At 45.7% G+C, this 20973-nt stretch carries 15 protein-coding genes; 11 read left to right on the top strand and 4 right to left on the bottom strand.

Annotation, left to right across the window (positions count from 1 at the left end; genetic code table 11):
- Nucleotides 1–14: 14 nt before the first annotated feature.
- A complete protein-coding gene (locus MHN30_RS16420; RefSeq protein ID WP_130165161.1) occupies nucleotides 15–425 on the bottom strand; it encodes a YbaN family protein in 411 nt (136 codons plus the stop codon).
- 233 nt (nucleotides 426–658) lie between these two features.
- Between MHN30_RS16420 and MHN30_RS16415 the strand changes: the two genes are divergently transcribed.
- The 5 genes from MHN30_RS16415 to asnB all read left to right on the top strand — a co-directional run bounded on the left by MHN30_RS16415 (nucleotide 659) and on the right by asnB (nucleotide 7103).
- On the top strand, nucleotides 659–1906 hold the full coding sequence (locus MHN30_RS16415) for a Zn-dependent hydrolase (RefSeq protein ID WP_239360364.1): 1248 nt from the start codon (nucleotides 659–661) through the stop codon (nucleotides 1904–1906).
- 142 nt (nucleotides 1907–2048) lie between these two features.
- On the top strand, nucleotides 2049–2480 hold the full coding sequence (locus tag MHN30_RS16410; RefSeq protein ID WP_239360362.1) for a hypothetical protein: 432 nt from the start codon (nucleotides 2049–2051) through the stop codon (nucleotides 2478–2480).
- On the top strand, nucleotides 2477–3898 hold the full coding sequence (locus tag MHN30_RS16405; protein ID WP_069021176.1) for a sodium:solute symporter family protein: 1422 nt from the start codon (nucleotides 2477–2479) through the stop codon (nucleotides 3896–3898). Before MHN30_RS16410 ends, MHN30_RS16405 begins: the two co-directional genes overlap by 4 nt.
- 109 nt (nucleotides 3899–4007) lie before the next feature.
- Entirely contained in the window at nucleotides 4008–5078 is a 1071-nt protein-coding gene (locus tag MHN30_RS16400; RefSeq protein WP_239360360.1) for an aspartate carbamoyltransferase, read from the top strand.
- 9 nt (nucleotides 5079–5087) lie between these two features.
- Nucleotides 5088–7103, top strand: coding sequence for an asparagine synthase (glutamine-hydrolyzing) (gene asnB, locus MHN30_RS16395; protein WP_239360358.1), 2016 nt, complete (start codon nucleotides 5088–5090; stop codon nucleotides 7101–7103).
- Between the two features lie 101 nt (nucleotides 7104–7204).
- On the opposite strand, the gene MHN30_RS16390 is transcribed toward asnB, so the two are convergent.
- Nucleotides 7205–8500, bottom strand: coding sequence for a porin (locus MHN30_RS16390; RefSeq protein ID WP_069021179.1), 1296 nt, complete (start codon nucleotides 8498–8500; stop codon nucleotides 7205–7207).
- 267 nt (nucleotides 8501–8767) lie between these two features.
- Between MHN30_RS16390 and MHN30_RS16385 the strand changes: the two genes are divergently transcribed.
- From MHN30_RS16385 to MHN30_RS16360, 6 genes are all read left to right on the top strand, one after another.
- A complete protein-coding gene (locus tag MHN30_RS16385; RefSeq protein WP_039493319.1) occupies nucleotides 8768–10726 on the top strand; it encodes a methyl-accepting chemotaxis protein in 1959 nt (652 codons plus the stop codon).
- 161 nt (nucleotides 10727–10887) lie between these two features.
- A complete protein-coding gene (locus tag MHN30_RS16380; protein ID WP_130165156.1) occupies nucleotides 10888–11739 on the top strand; it encodes a D-hexose-6-phosphate mutarotase in 852 nt (283 codons plus the stop codon).
- 61 nt (nucleotides 11740–11800) lie between these two features.
- Nucleotides 11801–13150, top strand: coding sequence for a sigma-54 dependent transcriptional regulator (locus tag MHN30_RS16375; RefSeq protein WP_130165155.1), 1350 nt, complete (start codon nucleotides 11801–11803; stop codon nucleotides 13148–13150).
- Complete coding sequence (locus MHN30_RS16370; RefSeq protein WP_130165154.1) at nucleotides 13128–14399, top strand: ATP-binding protein; 1272 nt, start codon at nucleotides 13128–13130, stop codon at nucleotides 14397–14399. The genes MHN30_RS16375 and MHN30_RS16370 overlap by 23 nt, the downstream gene beginning before the upstream one ends.
- A 58-nt stretch (nucleotides 14400–14457) precedes the next feature.
- Entirely contained in the window at nucleotides 14458–14694 is a 237-nt protein-coding gene (locus MHN30_RS16365) for a hypothetical protein (RefSeq protein ID WP_039493327.1), read from the top strand.
- A gap of 152 nt (nucleotides 14695–14846) precedes the next feature.
- On the top strand, nucleotides 14847–17660 hold the full coding sequence (locus MHN30_RS16360; protein ID WP_239360357.1) for a hypothetical protein: 2814 nt from the start codon (nucleotides 14847–14849) through the stop codon (nucleotides 17658–17660).
- A gap of 78 nt (nucleotides 17661–17738) precedes the next feature.
- Here MHN30_RS16360 and MHN30_RS16355 read toward each other — a convergent pair whose 3' ends face one another.
- Together MHN30_RS16355 and MHN30_RS16350 are read right to left on the bottom strand one after the other, a co-directional pair.
- The gene (locus MHN30_RS16355; protein ID WP_130165152.1) at nucleotides 17739–19541 is read right to left on the bottom strand and encodes a PKD domain-containing protein; all 1803 of its coding nucleotides are present in this window, start codon (nucleotides 19539–19541) and stop codon (nucleotides 17739–17741) included.
- A gap of 207 nt (nucleotides 19542–19748) precedes the next feature.
- Nucleotides 19749–20927, bottom strand: coding sequence for a hypothetical protein (locus MHN30_RS16350; RefSeq protein WP_130165151.1), 1179 nt, complete (start codon nucleotides 20925–20927; stop codon nucleotides 19749–19751).
- Nucleotides 20928–20973: the final 46 nt, after the last annotated feature.

Here is a 20973-nt window from a genome sequence, read left to right as displayed (position 1 = left end):
AGGTATTTATTTTGTTATAAGTGAGGCTGTTTTACATCCACGGGGATGACTGATGGACGTGTAAAAATATAGCTGAGTACGGCAGCCTCAGTTATCGCGACAGACCACACTACCCAAATAGGCGCGCTACTGAAACTCAAAGCCAGGAAACCAACACTCATGCCAACCGCAGCGCCAATCTTGCCTTTTATGGGGATCACCTGATGTTGCCGCCATGCAACCAGACTCGGGCCAAATTTGGGGTGGGTGAGCAGCCAATTTTCTAGCTTGGGAGAAGAGCGGGTAAAGCAAGCGAGAGCGAGAATAAAAAAGATGGTGGTAGGCATAACAGGCAGTGCCATGCCGATAAAGCCGAGACCAACAAAGACGATGCCAGCAACATGAAGCCAAAAACAACGATTGAATAAGGGGATTTTTTTACGCATAGGCATCCTCATATTTCGGGAGTGCTGAACTGACAGCGCATCACGATGACCTGAGCCAACATTGTTAACCAGAAGCCAATTATTAAAAGCATATCACAGCGGCTGAAATTCGCGAATTTTCAACTAAGCTAAAGCAAAGAGATTATCAGTCGGACGTCAGTGTTTAAAATAGCGAATCTGATCTCAGGTTAAATACAGGGAAGTGGTGCGACTGAAACGTTGAGGGGCAAAGTATGCAAGTAAATTTAGAACGTCTTAAGTCTACCTTATTTGCGCTCGCGGAGTTCGGCTATAACCATGAGGATAAGGGAATTTATCGTCAAGGTTTTAGCAATGAGGATTTTGCAGCGCGTAAATGGCTGATGGAATGCGCACAAAGCGAAGGGTTTGTGAGTCGTATGGATGGCGCTGGCAATGTGATTATTGAAATGACCAGCCCGGATATTGCAGCAAAACCCGCGGTGATCATTGGCTCTCATCTCGATAGTGTACCAGCAGGTGGCATGTTTGATGGCACCCTAGGCGTCATTGCGGGGTTTGAGTGTATTCGTATTTTAAAAGAGCACAATGTGCAATTGGATAGGCCGATTTGGGTCATCGGTACCAGTGAAGAAGAAGGGCGTTTTGGTGGCATGATCGGGGCACAAGCGCTCACAGGAAAGTTAACGCCTCACCAATTACTCACAAGTCATGATGCGGATGGCTGTATGCTTAGCGATGCCATGCGTGCGCAAGGGTTAGATCCCATGGATGCACTGAATGCAAGGCTAGAGCCTGAGCAAATAAATAGTTTTTTTGAATTACATATAGAGCAAGGACCTGTGCTTGATCAAAAAGGCATTCAAATTGGTGTGGTGGAAGGAATTTCAGGGGTATTTAAATGGATGGTTAAATTAATTGGGAAGGCTGACCACGCAGGCACAGCCCCCATGGAGATGCGCAGCGACGCCTTTATGGGGCTGGCTGACTTTGCCTACCAGTTAGATCGCATTATTGCAGAGGACGGCACAGATACCACGAGGATCACCGTCGGTAAGGCAGAATTAAAGCCGGGTTTTGCACATACGATTGCTGGAGAGGTGGATTTCACCATCGTCGCGCGTGATATGGATGAAACGGTGATGGAGAATCTTGAAATTGCCTGTCGTAAAGCGCTTTCAGCTATCGCTCGAAAACACCATTTAATGTTTGAATACGAGCAGGTGAGTTGGTTGTCTCCAATGAAATGCACACCTGAGATGGTGGAATTTATTAGTCAACAGGCAGAGGCCTTGTCATTGAATTATCAAATCATGCCAAGTGGTGCTGGTCACGATAGCCAGTTTTTTTCAGAAGTGTGTCCCACGGGGCTGATATTTATTCCATCACTCAACGGCGTTAGCCATGCGCCAGACGAATGGAGTCATTGGCATGATGTTGAAGCTGGGAGTAATTTACTGCTGCAATGTGTTCAAAAAAGATCAATAAAAACAAAAGAATAAATGTAAAGTGAAAATAAAATTGGGTGACGGTTTACTAGACAAATTTGATCCTTGGGCTAGTCTTTGTTACTACTAGAATAATGTGGATAGCAAAACTTGCGGCGAATTCAGGCTTGGATAACCGCAGTTAGGGATTATGAGGATGTGGATCGCCCGAGTAGTAACCTTGGTCTTACTTGCTGCGAGCTTTAATGGGCTTGCCGCCTCGCTGAGGGTGAGCGATGAGGTCGTGACTGCTGGGTTTATTACGCTACATATTGAGCGTACAGGTCCGCCTCTACAGCAATCAACACAGCTATCCATTCAACATCTTTCAGAACCTTACTCCCTCTCCCTTTCGCTTCAGCCGACTCAACAAGCGGTAACCATTAGTGGCTTGGCCGATGGTGATTATCTCGCAACCTTAGATAGCCCTTCTGCTAACTCGGTACAAACGTCGGTCTCATTTACAGTCAAACATCATCAGTTAACGCTGGCGCTTGCACTGTTTGTATTGGGCTTGTGCTTATTTGTGCTGCTTGTAGGGATGATTGTGGTGGGTAATAAGCAAACGCACGATAAGGAAAGCGTATGATAAATGCTTCATTGGCGCTCGGTCTCGCCCTGGCGTTTGCTTTGCTATGGGTATTTTTTGGCTGGTGGATTGGCAGGCGCGTACAGTCGCATAATGAATTTGCGCTGGCCGGTAGAAATGTTGGGTTGGCCTTTGCTTGCGCCACTGCGATGGCAACTTGGGTCACCAGTAACACCACTTTAGTTGCGCCACAGCTCACTTATCAGTTTGGTATTTGGGGCATGATTGGCTACGCCTGTGCCGCATTCGGATTGCTGCTATTTGCGCCGCTTAGCCAACGCATCAAAACTTTACTGCCCCACGGCTACACCAGTGGCGACTTTATGCGGTTGCGGTTTGGGCGTTTCTCTTGGTGGGTCTTTTTGCTGATCTCTTTCGTGTATGCCATGAGTTGGCTCGTTAGCTTAGGCATGGCCGGTGGCATTTTGCTACACACCCTAAGTGGCTTAGATTATCACCTTGGTATGTCAATTATTCTGCTGATGTGTGTGGTCTACACTCTGTTTGGCGGTCTAAAAGCGGTGATCGCCACGGACTTTCTACAGGCCATTATTATTTTGGTAGGTGTCGTCGGAATTGCCATTGTCGTGGCGATGAATGTTGGGCTTGAACCAATTCATCAAAAACTCAGTAGTGACCATCCTAAACTACTCGACCTGCTTTTTCCTGCTGCTGTGATGTTTTTGTTCAACAATATCTTTTTTGGTTTAGGAGAGATTTTTCACAGCAACGTATGGTGGTCAAGGGCGTTTGCATTTAAAGGTGGAGTGGGCAAAAAGGCGTATTTTATCGCAGGTCTACTGTGGCTACCGATCCCCATCGTGACTGGATTTATTGCGCTGGCAGCGCCGAGTTTAGGTTTGTATCCCGCTAGCGCCGATATGGTGGGACCCTTGGTTGCAAGCCAAGTGCTCGGCTATACCGGCTCGATCATTCTGTTCATTGTGGTGTTCTCCGCGCTGGCATCGAGTTTGGACTCCTTGCTTGCCGCAACGTCAGATCTCATCAATCAAGATATTTACCTGCAATACATCAAACCAAAGGCAAGCGATAGCGAACGCTTAAAAAGTGCTAAGTGGATTATTGTCATACTCGGTGTGGTGACTTGGCTCTTGTGTTTACCAAAAATCGCCACACTGGGCGCCTTGTTGAACTTCGCTGGCGCCTTCGTCGCCAGCACTATTTGGCCTATCGTATTTGGTTTGTACTTTGCGCGAATGACGGGAAATAGCGCTGGCTGGGCTATGTTGCTTGGCACGCTATCAGGTTTGATTGGGTATTTTTATATTGGTTTTTATGTCGCCGCATTAGTTTCTTGTGCGGTGTCGTTATTAATTTGTGTGATTGCTTGGCGTTTTAGTCAGCAATCATTCCATTGGCAAGCGTTGGGCACGCAAAGCAAAGTGGAGGATGTATGATCTCATTGGGCGCATTTTCTAGTTTAATTTGGCTGGCCATAGTGCTCAGTTGTTTATGTCCTGTTGTCCTTGTCGTTATGTTCCTTATTGATTTTAAAAAGAGGCAGTTATGGTAAGTGCGCAGCAAGTAGAGTTTAATCGAGCGCAGCCGGATGTTTACGGGGATGCACATCCCAAAGCATTACTCAGAGCGATACAAGAAGACGGTGACAGGCTGCATTGTTTGGAGAATAAGCACATTATCAGTGTCGACCACCTTGACCGAGACGTGCTGATCCAGTTGTTTCGCCTCGCCGCGAAATATGAAAGTAACCCTGCAAGGTTCAGCTCGCCGCTTAGTGGCAAAATTTTGATCAGTGCGTTTTATGAACCCAGCACCCGCACCCGTCTGTCGTTTGAAAGTGCATGGCACCGCTTAGGGGGCGATATTATGTCGATCACTGATCGCTCCTCTACGGGCATTGCGAAAGGGGAGTCGCTGCAGGATGTCGCCGAGATGTTCAATAATTATGGCGATTGTGTCGTCTTACGTGACACCTCAGTGGAGTCTATTGAAGAGATGATCCACAGTCTACGCATTCCAATTATCAATGCTGGTAATGGCATTGATGAGCACCCAACACAAGCAATGTCTGATCTCTACACTATCTTCAAATGGCGGCCGTCGTTATTACTCCCTGACAGCGAAGCCTTTAGCCCTATAAAAATTGGCGTGATTGGCGTGCCGAGCCAAATGCGTACGGTGCGTAGCCTGTTGAAAATGTTTACGCATTTTCCGCGCATTGTGGACGAAATATACCTGCTCTACGACGAGAGTGTCGAGGACGCAGTGTCAAGCGAGCAATTAGCCCAGCTAGAGGAGGCGGGGGTTAAGGTGTCTATCGGCCATGACTTGAACGCCGTTTTACCTGAGCTTGATGTGGTGTATATCAACTCCATTGCATGGGTTGGTGAAAGCTTCGAAACCTATGGAAAGTCGTTTAAATTGAGCGCAGATTCCCCCTTTAAGCCTGATGCGATAGTGCTTCATCCTTTGGCTCGAGGTGAAGAGCTGTGCACCAGTTTAGATGCCACGCCACACAATTGGTATTTTAGTCAGGCACGTGGTGCCGTCTTTTTACGCCAAGCCTTATTGACCTGTATGGTGCAGCGCGCCAGTACTGTGATGGATGTGATTTAGGGAGATATTATGTGCGGAATTGCTGGTATTTTTTCAACGCAAGCGCAAACACAAATAGATAATCAATTATTGGTAAACATGGCAGCCATTCAACATCATCGTGGTCCTGATGGTTTTGGCTATAAACAAATGGCTGGCGTGGGATTTAGTCACGCCAGACTGTCGATAATCGACCTCGACGAGCAACGAGGGCGACAGCCCTTTATTAGTTCTGATAAGCGCCTAATGTTGGCGCACAATGGCGAGTTTTACGATTACGCGCGGATCCGAGCTGAGCTAGTAGCAAAAGGGGCAAGGTTCCAAAGTAAGAGCGACTCAGAAATTGCTATGCACTTATATCAGCAGCTTGGCCTCGATGAGATGCTGACACATTTGCGCGGTGAGTTTGCGTTTGCGTTGTATGACCAACAAACCGATACGTTGCACTTGGTGAGAGACCGCTTTGGTATTAAACCTTTGTACTACACCCAAACAGAAGACGAAATTGTGTTTGGCTCAGAACTGAAGGTGCTGTTTGCCAATCCTAACGTTAAGCGCCGATTCTCAAGTGAAGGTCTATTTCATCAACTGATCCAAGTCATGGTACCCGGCAGCACGGCGTTTGCGAATGTACATCAAATCAAACCTGGGCATGTTGTTAGCATCACCAGAAGCGAACAAGGTTTTAGCATTGAAGATAGGCCTTATTGGGATGTTAACTTTCCAACGGCGCAATCGTATTTGAACAGCAAAGATGAAGAATATTACATTGATGGCGTGCGCAAACAGCTGCTAGAAGCGGTGCAGTTGAGACTCACCGCAGACGTCCCGGTAGGTTGTTACTTAAGTGGTGGCATAGACTCATGTGCTATTTTGGGTCTGTCTTCGGCCGCAGCACAAGCACCAATTAAGGCCTTTACCATAGGCTTTGATAGTGCAGAGTACGATGAAACGCCGATTGCAAAACAGATGGCACAAGCCACCAAGGCCGATCATCATATTATGTCGTTAAGCGGTGACGAGCTATATGGCCATTTTGAGCGAACCTTATGGCATACCGAGCGAACTATTTATAACACGCTTGGTGTTGCTAAGTATTTGATGAGTCAGCAAGTTAACGAGTCTAATTATAAAGTTGTGATGACTGGGGAGGGCTCCGATGAGCTTTTTGCGGGTTATCCTGCATTTAGAAAAGACCTGTTTTTATATGGCTTAGATGAACTTGATGACACCGAAAAAGCCCAGTGGCAAACCATGCTGGAAGACAGCAATAAATTATTTAAGGGGGCGATGTTGTCGCGTGAGCAATACGACAGTGCGGCATTAGACGAAGTTGTAGGCTTTACGCCGAGCTGTTTACAGCCTTGGCTGTCGTGCAGTCACTTTGCCCATCAACTCGTTGCCGCCGAACACAGAGAGCTACTCACGGGTTATGACGCAGGCAAAGCAATCGCTGAGACTTTAGATAATGCCATGTTAGAGTCCCGCCATCCACTCGATAAAGCCCAGTATGTATGGATTAAAACCATGCTTGAGGGACAAATATTAACTTGGGGCGGTGATAGGGTCGACATGGCCAATTCGATGGAGGCAAGGCCTGCCTTTTTGGATCATCACCTCGCAGAGTTTGCCTTTACCATTCCCCCGCAATATCGCATTAAGGATCGTAAAGAAAAGTATGTGTTACGTGAAGCGATGAAAGGGCTGCTGCCAGAAGTACTGTATGAACGAGAAAAGTTTGCTTTTATGGCACCACCGGCGCACTCGGATAAGAAAAAATGGGCGGCAATGCGGGTGCTGGCTGATAAATACTTGTCTAGACAAGCGGTAGAAGCCGCAGGTTTATTAGACTTTGAAGCGGTAAATGCGCTATTTGAGTTACATGAATCGCCAGACGCCGATGATTCACTCAAAGTGCAACTAGATGCCGTGATCAATCATTTACTTGGTGTGCAAATACTGCACAAACAATTTATTGCCGCAGACTTACCTCAATTTGCTGCCGCTGAAGCGGAGCGCCTTGGTTGGAGGGCAGCCACAAACTAACGTAGGTCTTATTGGTATTACAGAAAACAAGGAAATAAAAAGGCGATGCATCAACTTGTGCATCGCCTTTTTCATTTAATACCTAAGATTAATCCCTTAGATTAAAAGTAATAACCGAAGTTAATATTGAAGCGACGCTCGCTTTCGTCACTATCGCCGGCGATTGAACCACCAATAAATGGCTGATTTTTCGCGTGAACTAAATCAACATAGGTGAAGAATGCACCCGCAGCGAGTGACACACCAGTGACATTCATCCAAGTGTCTTCGGTGTTATCGGATTTGTCGTAAATAATACCGAAGTCGTTATAAAATTGCAGATCGGTAATTGGACCGAACTCAACTGGCAGGTTGTACGCTACATTAAAGTTCGACATGGTGGCTTCTGCTGCGATGGAATCATAAAACGCATAAGCACCTACCGCCATACGGTTTACGTCATCAATATCGTACTGGTACTCACCGTGTTGTAGCTGTAAGTTCCAAGGGCCAATGTTACTATTTAAATGCAGTGCCCACGCGTTGTAATCACCTGCTCGGTCATTACCATCGTGAAGGCCACCGGCAAGACCAGAGACGCCAATTTCAGTTGTGCCACCGTTGTGTTCAATATGATACGCGTAACGACCAACAAAGGTGTTGTATTCGCCGATTGGTTGCGTAGGGTCGTCATAAACGCCATCGCCCGCTTTACGGAAACCTACCACGTCATAAGAGTAGCGATCGCTGCGGTCATCCACGTAACCATCGACACCACCTAGCTCATCATTTTTGAAAAAGCCAAGATCAAGCTGCCAGTTGTCCGCCACTTTACGTTTAAATACCACCCCCATGTCGTGGTCGTCTTCAAGACCAATATAATAGGTAGTGTTAAAGAACCAGTTGTGCGAATTGTAAGGTGAGTTACCAAAAGGTACTTTAGTCATACCAACCTGAGCTTGCCAATGATCGGCAAAGTCATAGTCTAGGTAAGCGTATTTTACCGCAGTCATATAGTCGAAAAAGCGGATTTCAGCATTTAAGCCAAAGCCTCCGACATTGCCAGAGAAGTTCAATCTGAAAATATCGAAGTCAAAATCGCCGCCACGGTTCTTGTTGTCATCGTCATAAGACGTATGGCTGTAGTTTGTTCTGATCGCGCCGCCGACTTTGATGGCCGGTTTTGTTTCAGCTGCTGCAACTTGAGTTTTAGTTTCAGCTTTTGCTTCGGCTTTTTCAGCCTTTGCGATTTTTTCCTGTTGTGCTCGCGCCTGCTCTTTTTGTTCTAGCTGCGTGAGTTTCTTCTGAAGTTCAGCCAATTGGCGCTTTAACGCATCAATTTCTGAGTTTTCGGCAAGCACTGAATTAGAGCAAAGTGCTAGACCTAATCCGAGTGAGATGGTTGAAAGTTTTAACATAGTTGTCCCGTTGTTAAATGGTTGAGCGCAAAACCTCTTACAAATTGTAGACCACCAAAGCTATCATTGCAGAAAGCAGATAAATTTTATGGCCCTTGATTGAATTATCCATAGTAACACTGTGGCCTATCCGACCTCAAAGTTACCCAACATTTAACCATATCTAAGATGAATATAAGGCGAACAAGTGATCACATTTGTATGTCATTCTTGCCCAATAGCCTATCCCTCACTATATTTTTACTATCTGTGAAATGGTGTTTATTCATGAATATATCGCAAAAATTAAAGCTGTCTTTCGCAACGGCAATCGCGCTTCCTTTGTTAATCATCGCGGGGCTTATTATCAGTCAAACTCGGCAGCAGGGAATAGAGACCTTCTCGGAGCTCAGTGATCGAGAGGCGCTACAGGTTGAGAATGGTATTCAGATGTTTTTTGATGAAATTGCAAAAAACGTAGACTATTTAGCAACCCATGCACAAGTCTTGAGTGCGCAGCAAGACGTGAAAACTTATATGGATTCAACCAGCACCACTCGACTTAATTCGAAAGCAGGAAGTAAAACAGAGCAAGCAGCATATTCGTTATTTGAGCACTTTGGTAACACGCACCCCGGCATTGCCTATATCTACATGGGAAATCAGCAAGGTGGTTATATTCAATGGCCTCTAGGTGAAGTGAATGCAAACTACGACCCTAGGCAGCGTCCTTGGTATCAAACGGGACAATCAGGAAATGGCGAGACGATCCGCACCAGCGCCTATTATTGGGCGCCGGATGATATGGTGATTGTGTCGACGGTAAAAGCGATAACTGCCAATGGTCAAACCGTGGGTGTCCAAGGTATGGATGTGTCACTACAAGGGTTGACCAAAATCATCCGTAATATCAAATTGGGCGAGACCGGCTATTTAATGCTAGTGGAAGACACCGGAAATGTGCTGGTCGATGCCAAGTTCTCCGAACATAGATTTAAAAAGTTGGCAGACATTGCGAACGGCCGCTATCGCGAATTGGCTCAAAATAAAGATGGGCTATTTGAGCTCGAAATTAACGGGCAAGACTACTTTGCCAACATCTATACAGCACCCAAATTAGGCTGGAAGTTTATTGGTTTAGTTGAAAAAGGTGAGGTAATGGCTGCAGCCAATGCGATGACGCTGACGATATTGATTTTAAGTGCCGTCCTGATCACCGTGTTCCTGTTACTGGCAAGTTATATTTCTAAGTTAATTTCAGCGCCCATTGTAGAAGTGAGTGATGGCTTAACTGAAATTTCACAAGGCGGTGGTGATTTAACGCAGCGTTTAGACATTAAAGCTCAGGATGAAACAGGCAAACTGGCGACGAGCTTTAATTTGTTTTTAAATCTCATTGCTGAGTTGGTGACGCAAATCAACGAGTGTGCGCAGCAAGTTAATGAAACCTCACGACAAACCGCTTCGCAGTCTGATCAGCTCACCGGCGCTACCAGTCAACAACAGCAAGCGCTTGAAATGGCTGCCACCGCAATTAATGAGATGGCGGCAACCGCAAACGAAGTGGCGGCAAGCTGCGCCAATGCGGCTGAGCTAGCCGGACAAACTCAGCAAGCATCTGAGTTGGGCCAAAGGGTGATCACAGAGTCTGTCGAGAGCGTCACAACATTATCCGAAGTGATCAATAAGGCAACCGCAGATATCATGCAGCTCGACACCGAAAGCGAAAATATTATGTCGATACTCAGCGTGATCCGAGGCATAGCAGAACAAACCAATCTTTTAGCGTTAAATGCGGCAATAGAGGCGGCACGCGCAGGTGAACATGGCCGTGGTTTTGCTGTTGTGGCTGATGAAGTACGCGCGTTGTCACAGCGTACCTCTGAATCGACGGAAGAAATTGCCTCTCAGCTTGATAAGCTTAGAAAAATGACAGAAATGGTGTCGGGAGAAATGAAGCGCAGCCTAACGCGTACGGAGCAAACGGTTGAACTGACAAACTCAGCGCAACAACAATTTAGTGAAATAACCCAAGCGATTGTCAATATTAGCGACCTTAACACGCAAATCGCCACCGCAGCTGAAGAGCAGCAACATGTTGCTGAAGACATTAATCGCAACGTGGTGGAAATTAAAAATGCTGCGGATAGCGTGAGTGATATCGCTGTGAATACCAATCAAAATGGCGTGAGATTACATTCATTGTCGAGCACGCTCACAGAGCTGGTGGGCAAATTTAAAGTATAGCTTTAACTCAATCCTCAAGTTCCATAAACCGTGAGAGCAAGACTCTCACGGTGCTACCGCATTGGTATAATTGAATAACTTTCAAATTGGATGGATAACAGTTTACTCGTAGTATTTAAGTGGTAAGGTAGGCATATCATTGAGTTGACGTAGGAATCACCATGGAATTATCACCTTCAGTTTCAATCGAGCGCACCGAGTCCGGACTTGAGTATATTTGGGTCGACAGTGCATTTTGCCAAGCGAAGATCTTTTTACAGGGCGCGCAACTTACCGAGTTTACACCAGCAGGAAAAGGCAATTTAATTTGGGTTTCTGAGGCGGAAGATTACCTTGAAGGCAAACCAGTACGCGGTGGTATTCCAATCTGTTGGCCTTGGTTTGGCGTACATAGCAAAGCGGATTGGCCAATTCATGGGGTTGCTCGCAAGCTACTTTGGCGCGCACACAGCGTTGAAGAAAAAAGCGATGAAATTACCGTTAAACTCACACTACCGATGACCTTAGTTGAAGCGCAATACTGGCCACACACATCACAATTAGAGGTCGAGTTTGTGTTATCAGACAAGCTTGAGGTGCGACTGACCAATATCAATACTGGTGATGCGCCATTTACGTTAACGCAAGCCTTACATACGTACTTCCCAACGCCAGAAGTCAGTAATACCACGGTAGACGGGCTACAAGGCGCGAAATATATCGAATTTGGTGAAGGTCCATTTGAGCAAACCGAAGTGGTTGGCTTTGCCCGCGAAACCGATATGGTATACACCCAAGCAAGCCCAGTGCAAACTATCAACACGCCTGCGGGCATTATTGAAGTAAAACGTGAAAACTCAACTTCTTGTGTGCTTTGGAACCCATGGATTGAAAAGTCACAGCGTTTAAGCAACTTTAATGATGATGAATACCACAAGATGTTGTGCTTAGAAGCTTGTAACGTAATGGATGATGCCGTGCAACTTGCACCGGGTGAAAGTCACACGTTAAGTACAATCATCCGTTGGTTATAATTTTATATTCGCGGAGCACACTATGCTCCGCTGAAACCCGATAACAATAAAAATTCTCCCTATGGAAAAGCCCACAATACTGGTTATCGATGATAACGCTGAAGTACGCCTCAGTGCCGTATTCTTTTTAGAAGATCAAGGTTTCAATGTAATTGAGGCGGCAACCTTAGAGCTTGCCAAGCCACTGCTCACCGCTAAGCAAGTGTCATTAGCCTTGCTCGATATGAACTTCTCCCGAGATACCACTTCAGGCAATGAAGGGCTGGACTTTTTGCGCTGGCTACGTGACTCCAATCTTAATGTGCCTGTGATCTGTATTACCGGTTGGGGAAATGTCGCGTTAGCGGTGTCTGCAATGCAGCTTGGTGCGAGCGACTTTATCGAAAAGCCGTGGGACAATCAGCAGCTACTGCAAGCCGTGCAGCAACAACTCAAAATATCATTAAAGCAAGCGAATATCGTAGCAAAACACAGCGAGCGCGGCGCGTTTCAATGGCGCTCTCAGGCGATGCAATCTTTATATAAACAGCTTGCTAAAGTAGCAAAAACCGACGCTCGGGTGCTGCTTACTGGGCCAAGTGGCGCGGGGAAAAGTCATTTAGCTCAGTGGTTACACCAACAATCTAATCGTTCAGCAGGACCTTGGGTTGAAGTGAATATGGGCGCGGTGCCAGAGTCCTTGTTCGAAAGTGAGATGTTTGGTCACAGCAAAGGGGCGTTTACAGATGCAAAGCAGCATCGTGTTGGTCGTTTTGCAATGGCAAAGCAGGGCACATTATTTTTGGATGAAGTTGCGACTATTCCACTTCCTCTACAAGCAAAACTACTGCGGGTGCTGGAAAATGGCAGTTATGAAGTTGTGGGTAGCAGTCAGACGCAACAAGCGGATTGTCGACTTATTTGCGCAACCAATACCAATCTTGACGACTTAGTGAAAGCCGGTGAGTTCCGAGAAGACTTGTTATATCGCATCAACACGATTGTGATTGAAGTGCCGAGGCTCGCCGAGCGGTTTGGCGATATCGTGCCGTTGGCTGAGTATTTTGTCGCTAAATTCTGTGCGCAGTATGGTGAGCCAATTCGTGAACTTAGCCCTGCGGTTAAAGCTGCGTTGATTGAACACGCTTGGCCCGGCAATGTGCGTGAGTTAAGTCACGTCATGGAGCGTGCCGTGTTAATGGCGGAGGGCTTGCAGATTGAGCTCAGTGATTGCCAACTACGCTTTACCGCCGCACCTAAAGTGATCAGTGATATGCCAAGCAAGACTTTGCAACAAGTGGAGCAAGAAATGGTGGAGCAAGCGATGCAACGCGCTCAAGGCAATGTCGCAGAAGCCGCTAAAATACTTGGACTCACGGCTTCTTCTCTTTATCGGCGTTTGGAAAAATATGGCCTTAAAACATCTGGCTAGTGCCGAGTGGCGGTTTGGGGCTTACTGTACGCTGTTAACCATTAGCTGTACGGTTTTACTGACTTTACTGCTTCTGCAATTACAGCTTGGGGTAATGTGGGTGGCTGCCGTATCGGTGAGTGTATTGGGGTTATTGGGTGGGTTACAAAAAATACTGCTGTCTCACCTTAAGCGTATTGCCATGCGTGCTAATTGGCAGCTAGAAGCGATTGCACAAAGTGATTTTACGCAAACCATTAAGCCACATTACACAGCGGGCGTGGTAGCCGAATTTGAACAGCGCTTGCTGGCCTTAAGTGCACAGCTGCACAGTCAAAAGCGCCGCTATCATAGTCAGCAGTTTATCATTTATCAGCTAATAGACAGCCTTAATACGCCAATTATGATGTTTGACGAAAAACTCAAACTTGCCTATGCCAATGGTGCATTTGAGTCGCTTTATCATCGCCCTTGGTTAGAGTGTAAGGGAATAAGCGCGGCTCAGTTTGGGCTGGTGCAACAAGATAATCACTGGCATTTTGCAGATACAGCGCAGCAATCTCGGTGGCAACTACAAAGTAGTGAATTCTTTCAAGAGGGTAAGCAGTTTTCTTTACTTGTCGCACTCGATATTACTAAGGCATTACGTAAAAAGGAGCTGGCTGCTTGGCAACACTTAATCCGAGTAATAAGTCATGAGATCCACAACAGTTTGACGCCCGTAAGCTCCCTAGCGCAAACCTTATTAGCAAGAGCAAAGGACGAAAAAGAGCAACATGCGCTAAGTGTTATTGGTCAGCGTTGCCAGCATTTACAACAATTTGTGAGCCAATACGCCAAAGTTACGCAAACTCCAAGGCTAGATCGGGAGTCAGTCTCTATCATGCTGTTACTGTCTTCTGTTGCTGCGTTATTTGAGGATACCGACATCCAAGTAAATTGCACTGTGAATACGCTCAATCTTGATAAAGCCTTAATTGAGCAAGTGCTGATTAACTTAGTTAAAAATGCCATTGAGGCCAGTGGTGAAAATGCCAAGTTGACGCTACATGCTTATTATCAGCAGCAACAAGCGGTGATTGATGTGCAAGACAATGGCCCAGGCTTTGCCAACCTAGATAACATGCTTATTCCTTTCTATTCCACCAAAGAAGGTGGGCAGGGAATAGGTTTAGCCTTTAGCCGCACCATTATAGAGTTACACGATGGACAACTGAGTTGTCACAACACAGAACCGGGAGGATTGATAAAAATCACTTTACCTTGTTGATAATAATTATCATTAGCATATAATTAAAGTTCCTTCAAAACCTTGGCAAGGAGCTACCATGTTAGTCACTTATCTGTTGGCCAGCGGCTTTATCTTTATGGCGTATAGCTACTCCAAATCATTCAAACCACATGCACATACCAAGGCAAAACTGGCGGTGTTATTGAGCGCGGGTTTAATCGCCGCGGCAAAGTGGCAGGCGGGGTTGAGTTCAACCGTGGTATTTTTTGTGTTTGCAGTGTCTCTTGCGGTACTTAGCTTGTTTATCACCCTTGCACAGCCACAAAAACACTGAAAAATTACGCGCATTTAGAGCAGCTAACATGTTGCTTGCCTCAAAATAGACGTTTTAAGGTGTAACGTGCGCAAGAAATTGTTACTAAAAAGCACACTTTTTCTTTACATCTCTTGTTAAGCTAGCGCAACTGGATTTATTTAGGAAAGGTAATGCGGGCGCTACTGATAATTTTTGTTGCTTTTACGAGCTTTGGTTTACAGGCTAAGTGGCAAACCATCAAAACCGAAAACTTTAATGTGCATTATCCTCAGGCGCTTCAGCAATGGGCGTATTCTGCAGCAAATGAGCTGGAGGTAGTGCGAGATAAAGTGCTGGCACAACAAGGTAGAGCCTTGAGTGAACGTGCTGATGTGATTATTTACGATCCAGAAAATACGGCCAATGGCTTTGCATTACCCAGCACAGATAAACCAATGATGGCACTGCAAGCAACGCCGCCTCAAGCTGATTCCGTCATCGCAAATAACACCAGTTGGCAGCAGTTGCTCATTTTGCACGAATATATTCATCTCGTTCACCTATCACAGCCTAGCCGTAATCAATGGCGACAACATCTCAGAGATTGGCACGATATTACCGACTTGCTCGATGCGGTATTACCGCGTTGGGTCAGCGAAGGCTATGCGACCTTGCTGGAGTCTAGATTAACGGGACGAGGACGTTTATACGATAATTACAGTGAGAGCATTGTGCGCTATTACGCGCAGCAAGGCGCATTACCGACCTATAGCGCTTTAGATAATGGCGACAAGTCTTACCTTTCCAACTCCATGGCATACTTAGTAGGCGTACGTTTTCTAGCATGGCTTGAGGATAATTATGGCGCACAGACGTTAGATGCCGTGTGGACAAGAGTGCAGGCGGTGGAATCTCGCAGTTTTGAAACCGCATTTAGTGGTGCTTTTGGAGCGCCAGCCAGCCAGTTATATCGTCGCTTTATTGTTGAATATAGCTATCAGGCCATGCAGCAGGAGCTGGCCTTGGTTCCGACACAGAGTGAGCTTTGGCAGCGGTTCGCATATGCTGCTCGAGATATTGCATTCTCTCCAGATGGCAGTCAGTTTTTGGTGGTAGAGCAAAATCGTAAACGCCAAGTCACACTCAATATCTACGAAAACAAAGAAAATGTAGAAGCCATTGAGCAATTTAATAAGCGCAATGAAGCAATACTAAATGCCGATCCTAAAGATATTGTGGATATCGCACCCGAAGTCTTTCCAAAAAAGCGACTTGCGCAGCTTGATGCTCACAATTTTGCTGGTATCTATTACCCCCAATGGCTGAATGACAGCCATATTTACTTCGTTGCAAAAACGCCAGCTGCAGACGATACCTTTATCAATGATTTGTTTGTCTGGAAAGTTGGTACTGGAAAGCCGAAGCAACTAACCGAAGGCGCGGGTATTCGTCGCTTTAGTATTGTTGATGCTAATACCATTATTGCAGAGGTGTCTCGTTTGGGTTACTCACAGCTAGTGACCATAGAGTTGGACTCAGGCAAGCAAGCGCCGATCACCACAAGCAAGCTTGGGGATGTCCATGACTTTCCTGTGCTCTCTAATAAAAAGACGACATTAGCCTATGTGCATGTTACTCCTAACAAACGCTGGCAACTTGTTGTTAAAGATCTTAGCCATGATACAACCGAAATCGTCTACTTACCCAAGTCACATCAATACCTTTCGGGGTTAACTTGGTCTCATGATGATGACAAGCTGTACTTTATTTCTGGAGTCGCAGGCCATTTAGCGGTGATGCGTTATGACGTGGCGAGTAAAATACTTGAGACCTTACCTGCAAGTGCTAAACCACTTGAGCAAATTATTACCCATTCACAGCAGTTACTGGTGAGCTATGCGACCCCTGAAGGGGTCAAGGTTAACAAAATAGTTGCTCCGGCTTGGCGCACCGTGAGCGTGTTGGAGCAAGTGGATGAGGCTGAGCTAAAAGAGCTGCATCCCCATCAATTACCTGCGGCTAAGATAGATCAAACCGCGCTGCCCAGTTCTGATTATTCGGTGTTCGAACAGTCTTATTCTGTCGCCTTATCAGGCGCATTAAATAGTGCCTCTTTTGATAGTTTGGGCGTGGCATTAAAAGGGCAGGATGTGCTGCGCCAACTTGCTTGGCAGCTTGGAGCTGAGAAAAGCATCAATAATGGCGCGTTGATGGGGGCATTTGCCCAACTTGAATATCGTCATAAAAACTGGAAAACGACGTTTGATGCTGGATATCAAGAGCTGGAAGCGGATAAGCAGTCTCGCTCGCTACAAGCAAATACCTCGAATGAAAGCAGCTTTAAGCAATTTGCCTTGTCATCTAGCTATCGTTTTGGTGAAGCATTGAATTACCTCGCTCCTGAATTGGGGGTTATTCGTGTGCAACATGGTGAAAAAGCATGGAGCGGCGGGCGCTACGGCTTTAACGGTCGTGCAATGTGGGATACACAGCAGCATGGTGTAGCACTGCAAGTCTCTGCAGCTCAGTGGCTAGGTGAATTAGATGGTTTTGATTATCAGCTGAGTTTGTTCGCTAAAGCATGGCAAATTCCATTCTATGCATCGGTCGATAGCCGCTACAGCAGCGAATTGCCTTTATCTTTGGGTGGTGGATCACTTACCAGCACTAGTATTAGTAACAGTTTACACGCTGTCAGCGAACCTATGTTGCCGCATCTATTTGCAACGGGAAGCCGCTATTTAGGCTATGAATTTGCAACGTCATGGCAGCAGGGCAAACCTAAGTTATTTTATAAGCAGCATCAGTTAGATGGAGAAGTGATTGGGCAAAATTACGGTATTAAGATGCGCTTACCTTTGTCTCGAGTGATATTAGATAAAGCCGCTGATTTTGCTCCTGCAGGATTAACCGATCTACAGTTTAGTGCCGGAGTGGGTCGCATTGAGGGGCATAATATGACCAATGAAAACCGCGTTTGGTTTAGTGTTTGGTATGAGTTGTAGATAATCGCTGAAGATTGCTATCAAATAAGCGGGGGCGAGCCCCCGCAAATCATTCAGTTTGTTTATTCGAAGTTTAGGCTAGTTGTGATCTGCTACGATTTGCAAACCTGAGTAAGCATTATATCCGCGGATCATCACCCAATAACGCCCAGCCCCTTCATTTAGGCTGCAAGACTCAGTATTACCGGAGCGATAAGGACGACAAGTCCAATTACTGGTGGTGGGCTCTGCTCCTTTTAGTACGTACATGTCAGCATCACCAGTGCCACCGCTAGTGTTAAATGTCACTGTATTCGCGCCTGCAGGTGCATCATAATAGAAGAATATCTCACTGCTTCTCGCTCCAGAAAGCCCCGTTTTTGCAACTCCCTTGATAAGCTTTTGCTCTTCACCTGGCAGTGTCACGGCAACTTGCTGTGTTGTTGACGCGGTGTCGCCATTACTATCTGTCACGGTGAGCTCTACGGTATAGCTGCCAGAGTTTGTGAAGCTATGTGAAGTTTGTGCGCCTGAAGCGGATGCGCCGTCACCAAACTGCCAACTATGCTGTGTAATAGAACCATTTGGTGAACTAGAGCCTGAGCCATCGAAGCTGCAGCTTAGGTCATTACAGCTGTAAGTAAATAACGCAACAGGCAATGGATCGGTAGTGCCGTTATCACCAACAGGGATTTGGCCACCAAAGTGAGTAGAAACCTGAGGCCAAATTAAGCTAATTTTAGCACCTTTATTGGTACAGCCACCTAAGTGGTGTAGCGCAACAACATTATTGGTCGAGGCTGCAAGTACTGGTGAACCTGATGAGCCACCAATAGTGTCGCAGTAATAACCTATATCTGTACCAGTACCTCGGCCATTCGCCGTTGCTTGGTTAACAGAGCATAGTCCATTGGTGTCTTGATCAGACTCAATCGACAGCTCTTTAGGGTTACCTGAACCATGTTGAGGTATGTAAATACGCTCGCCCTGCGATGGATTTCGCACATCTAAGCCAAAGTAACCAAACGGCTGGGCCTTCGCGAAATCATTGATGGTAAACAGCGTATAATCTAGCGTGTAATCTGTTTTAAGGAAGTCTTTACCTGTGACTTTAACCACAGTCTCGCGCTGACTGCCGTTACAGCTCGTGCTTTGATAGTTAAACCATACCTCAGTATTCGCCAGCTCCGATGCTGATCCCACACAGTGATTATTGGTAAACATGCGGTTATCTGCACCAACACGCCAACCCGTACATAAACCACTACCGTTCATAAGCAGTCTGGCGACTGGACGCGAGCGCTCGAATTCTACCGGATGCGATTGCGCCCAGCACTGCACGTCTTTACGTTCCATTGAGCCACAAGTTGACATAGGCGTCACATCGGTCAAGCCCTCAACAGTTGCTTGTCCTTCAGTACCATGATAGTAAAAATCGACTTCGGGTGTTTTGCCTGCATTACCTTGGCCTGGAGTATATTCAATGATGACTTTATCAGCAGAGACTGACATAGCAGAAAACTGTTTAACGCCGTCATCGCCCAGGCTTGGATCAACAGTTGCTGCGCGGAGGTTTGCTTGGGTGTATTCATAGCGCTCGCCACTATCCTCCGAGCGAACAACGAGTTTACCGCCGTTTGCAAGAGTGAGGTTTTTAAAGTGTAGTTTGATGTAGCTTGCATCTGGGTGTGAAACTGTTTGCACAATAGTTTGTGTAGACGTTGAAGTGCTTGTAGCACTGCTTTGAGTAATAAGTGGAAGGTTGAGATCGTACTTTTTACCAATCATTGCTTTGCTAGCTTTGCTGGTATATTCCATCATCTGAGCTTCAGTTAATGGCGCTTGTGCCATCGCGATACCAGATGCTAAACCTAATGCTGTGACAAGAATGTGTCGTTTCATTGTTATTCCTTTTGAGTGTGTGGTTATCCAACTTGAAATTAAAAAGTTGGGCGTCGTTCAATACCAAGCCTTGGGTGCACTGTAGAGCACGACCAATTAGTGGTATGTTTTTTGAACATCCACACACCAAAATAGAAACAATAATGTGCTTTGTAAAGTTTTATTTATATTATTTTAACATAAGTTTTACTTAACTTATGTCATTCTTTATTTTATATCCTCATTACGAACCAATAAATGGTTCAACATATTTTGCTTGGCGGTGTATAGGTCTTTTTTATACTGCTCTCTGGACTTATTGACTGCTTGCTCAAAGTATTCAGATGCGGCTTGGTATCTTTGCTCTAAATAAGCAATTTTCCCGAGCTCGACATAAACTTCCGGCAAGTAATGATAATTCAACAATAAAGGCTCGATAAGTTTTTTGGCTTTTTTATAGCGTTGTTGTTCAATGTAGCTCGAAGCTAACGAGAGGGTATCGAAAGGGGAGGTAGGGCTTTTTTCAAGCTCCGTCTGAATCATATTCTTGAGCACGGTTTGATCTTTGGGAATATAGTTAAGGTAATTCAATAACAAGTTGGTGCTGGTGAGATGATTGTTGAAGGCATAATCATAGATTTGCTTCGCACTATTTATATCACCAACATGCTTGTGTAACAGCGCGGCAGTATTGATAGCTTCAGCATCTCTTGGAGCGTATTTGAGCGCGGCAGACAATAAAGAGTAACTTAGGTCATAATCAGCTTCCAGCAGAGCAGAAACGGCTAAGTTAGTATAAAACTTTGCGACTAAATCTTCATAATGTGCGTTTCCAGAAAATACACTATCTTGATCTGGGAAGTAGTCAACGACAGTACCTTTAATCAAAGTCTGTTGTTCATTCTCACCACCTTCTGTCGCCCTATTTGCGAATAACTTGGTTTTAAAATGGCTTGAGGTGATGATAAACTTTTGGTGCTTCCGAAACATTGGATAGCTGTCAACTTTAGCATAACTTGTTTTGATCCCTAATACATTGGCGTACGCTTGTGTTAATACGGCAAGAGAAATGCAATTGCCAGCTCTGTTGAGCGTTGCTTCAGTCGCGGTAAGCGTTTCTCCATCGTAAGAAAAGTTATCCAATTTTGCGTCTAGGAATCTTCCTAATACTTGGTCATCTCTCATGTTGGCATCTGCATATTTGCCAAAAAAGGAGATTGCAGCTTGCTGTTCGGATTCAGGTAAAGCGAAAATTTCAGCTTCAGTTTGCACTGGTTTCAGCGTAAAAAGAGAGTGGTTGAATAGAGAAGTTACGTCTACCTTCTGTTTCATGTCAGTTGTAGTGGTGTGAGTGGAATTGCATCCGCTCAAGCCAATGCTAGTAAGTATAATGAATAGCCACTTCATCGTAATTCCTTGTATTTATTTATATACACCTGTATTCCAGCCTTGC

It is taken from the genome of Pseudoalteromonas sp. OF7H-1, assembly GCF_022347825.1.
Taxonomy (GTDB): Bacteria; Pseudomonadota; Gammaproteobacteria; order Enterobacterales; family Alteromonadaceae; genus Pseudoalteromonas; species Pseudoalteromonas maricaloris.
Note: the sequence above shows the minus strand (reverse complement) of the source record. Positions and strands in the feature narration are given on the sequence as shown.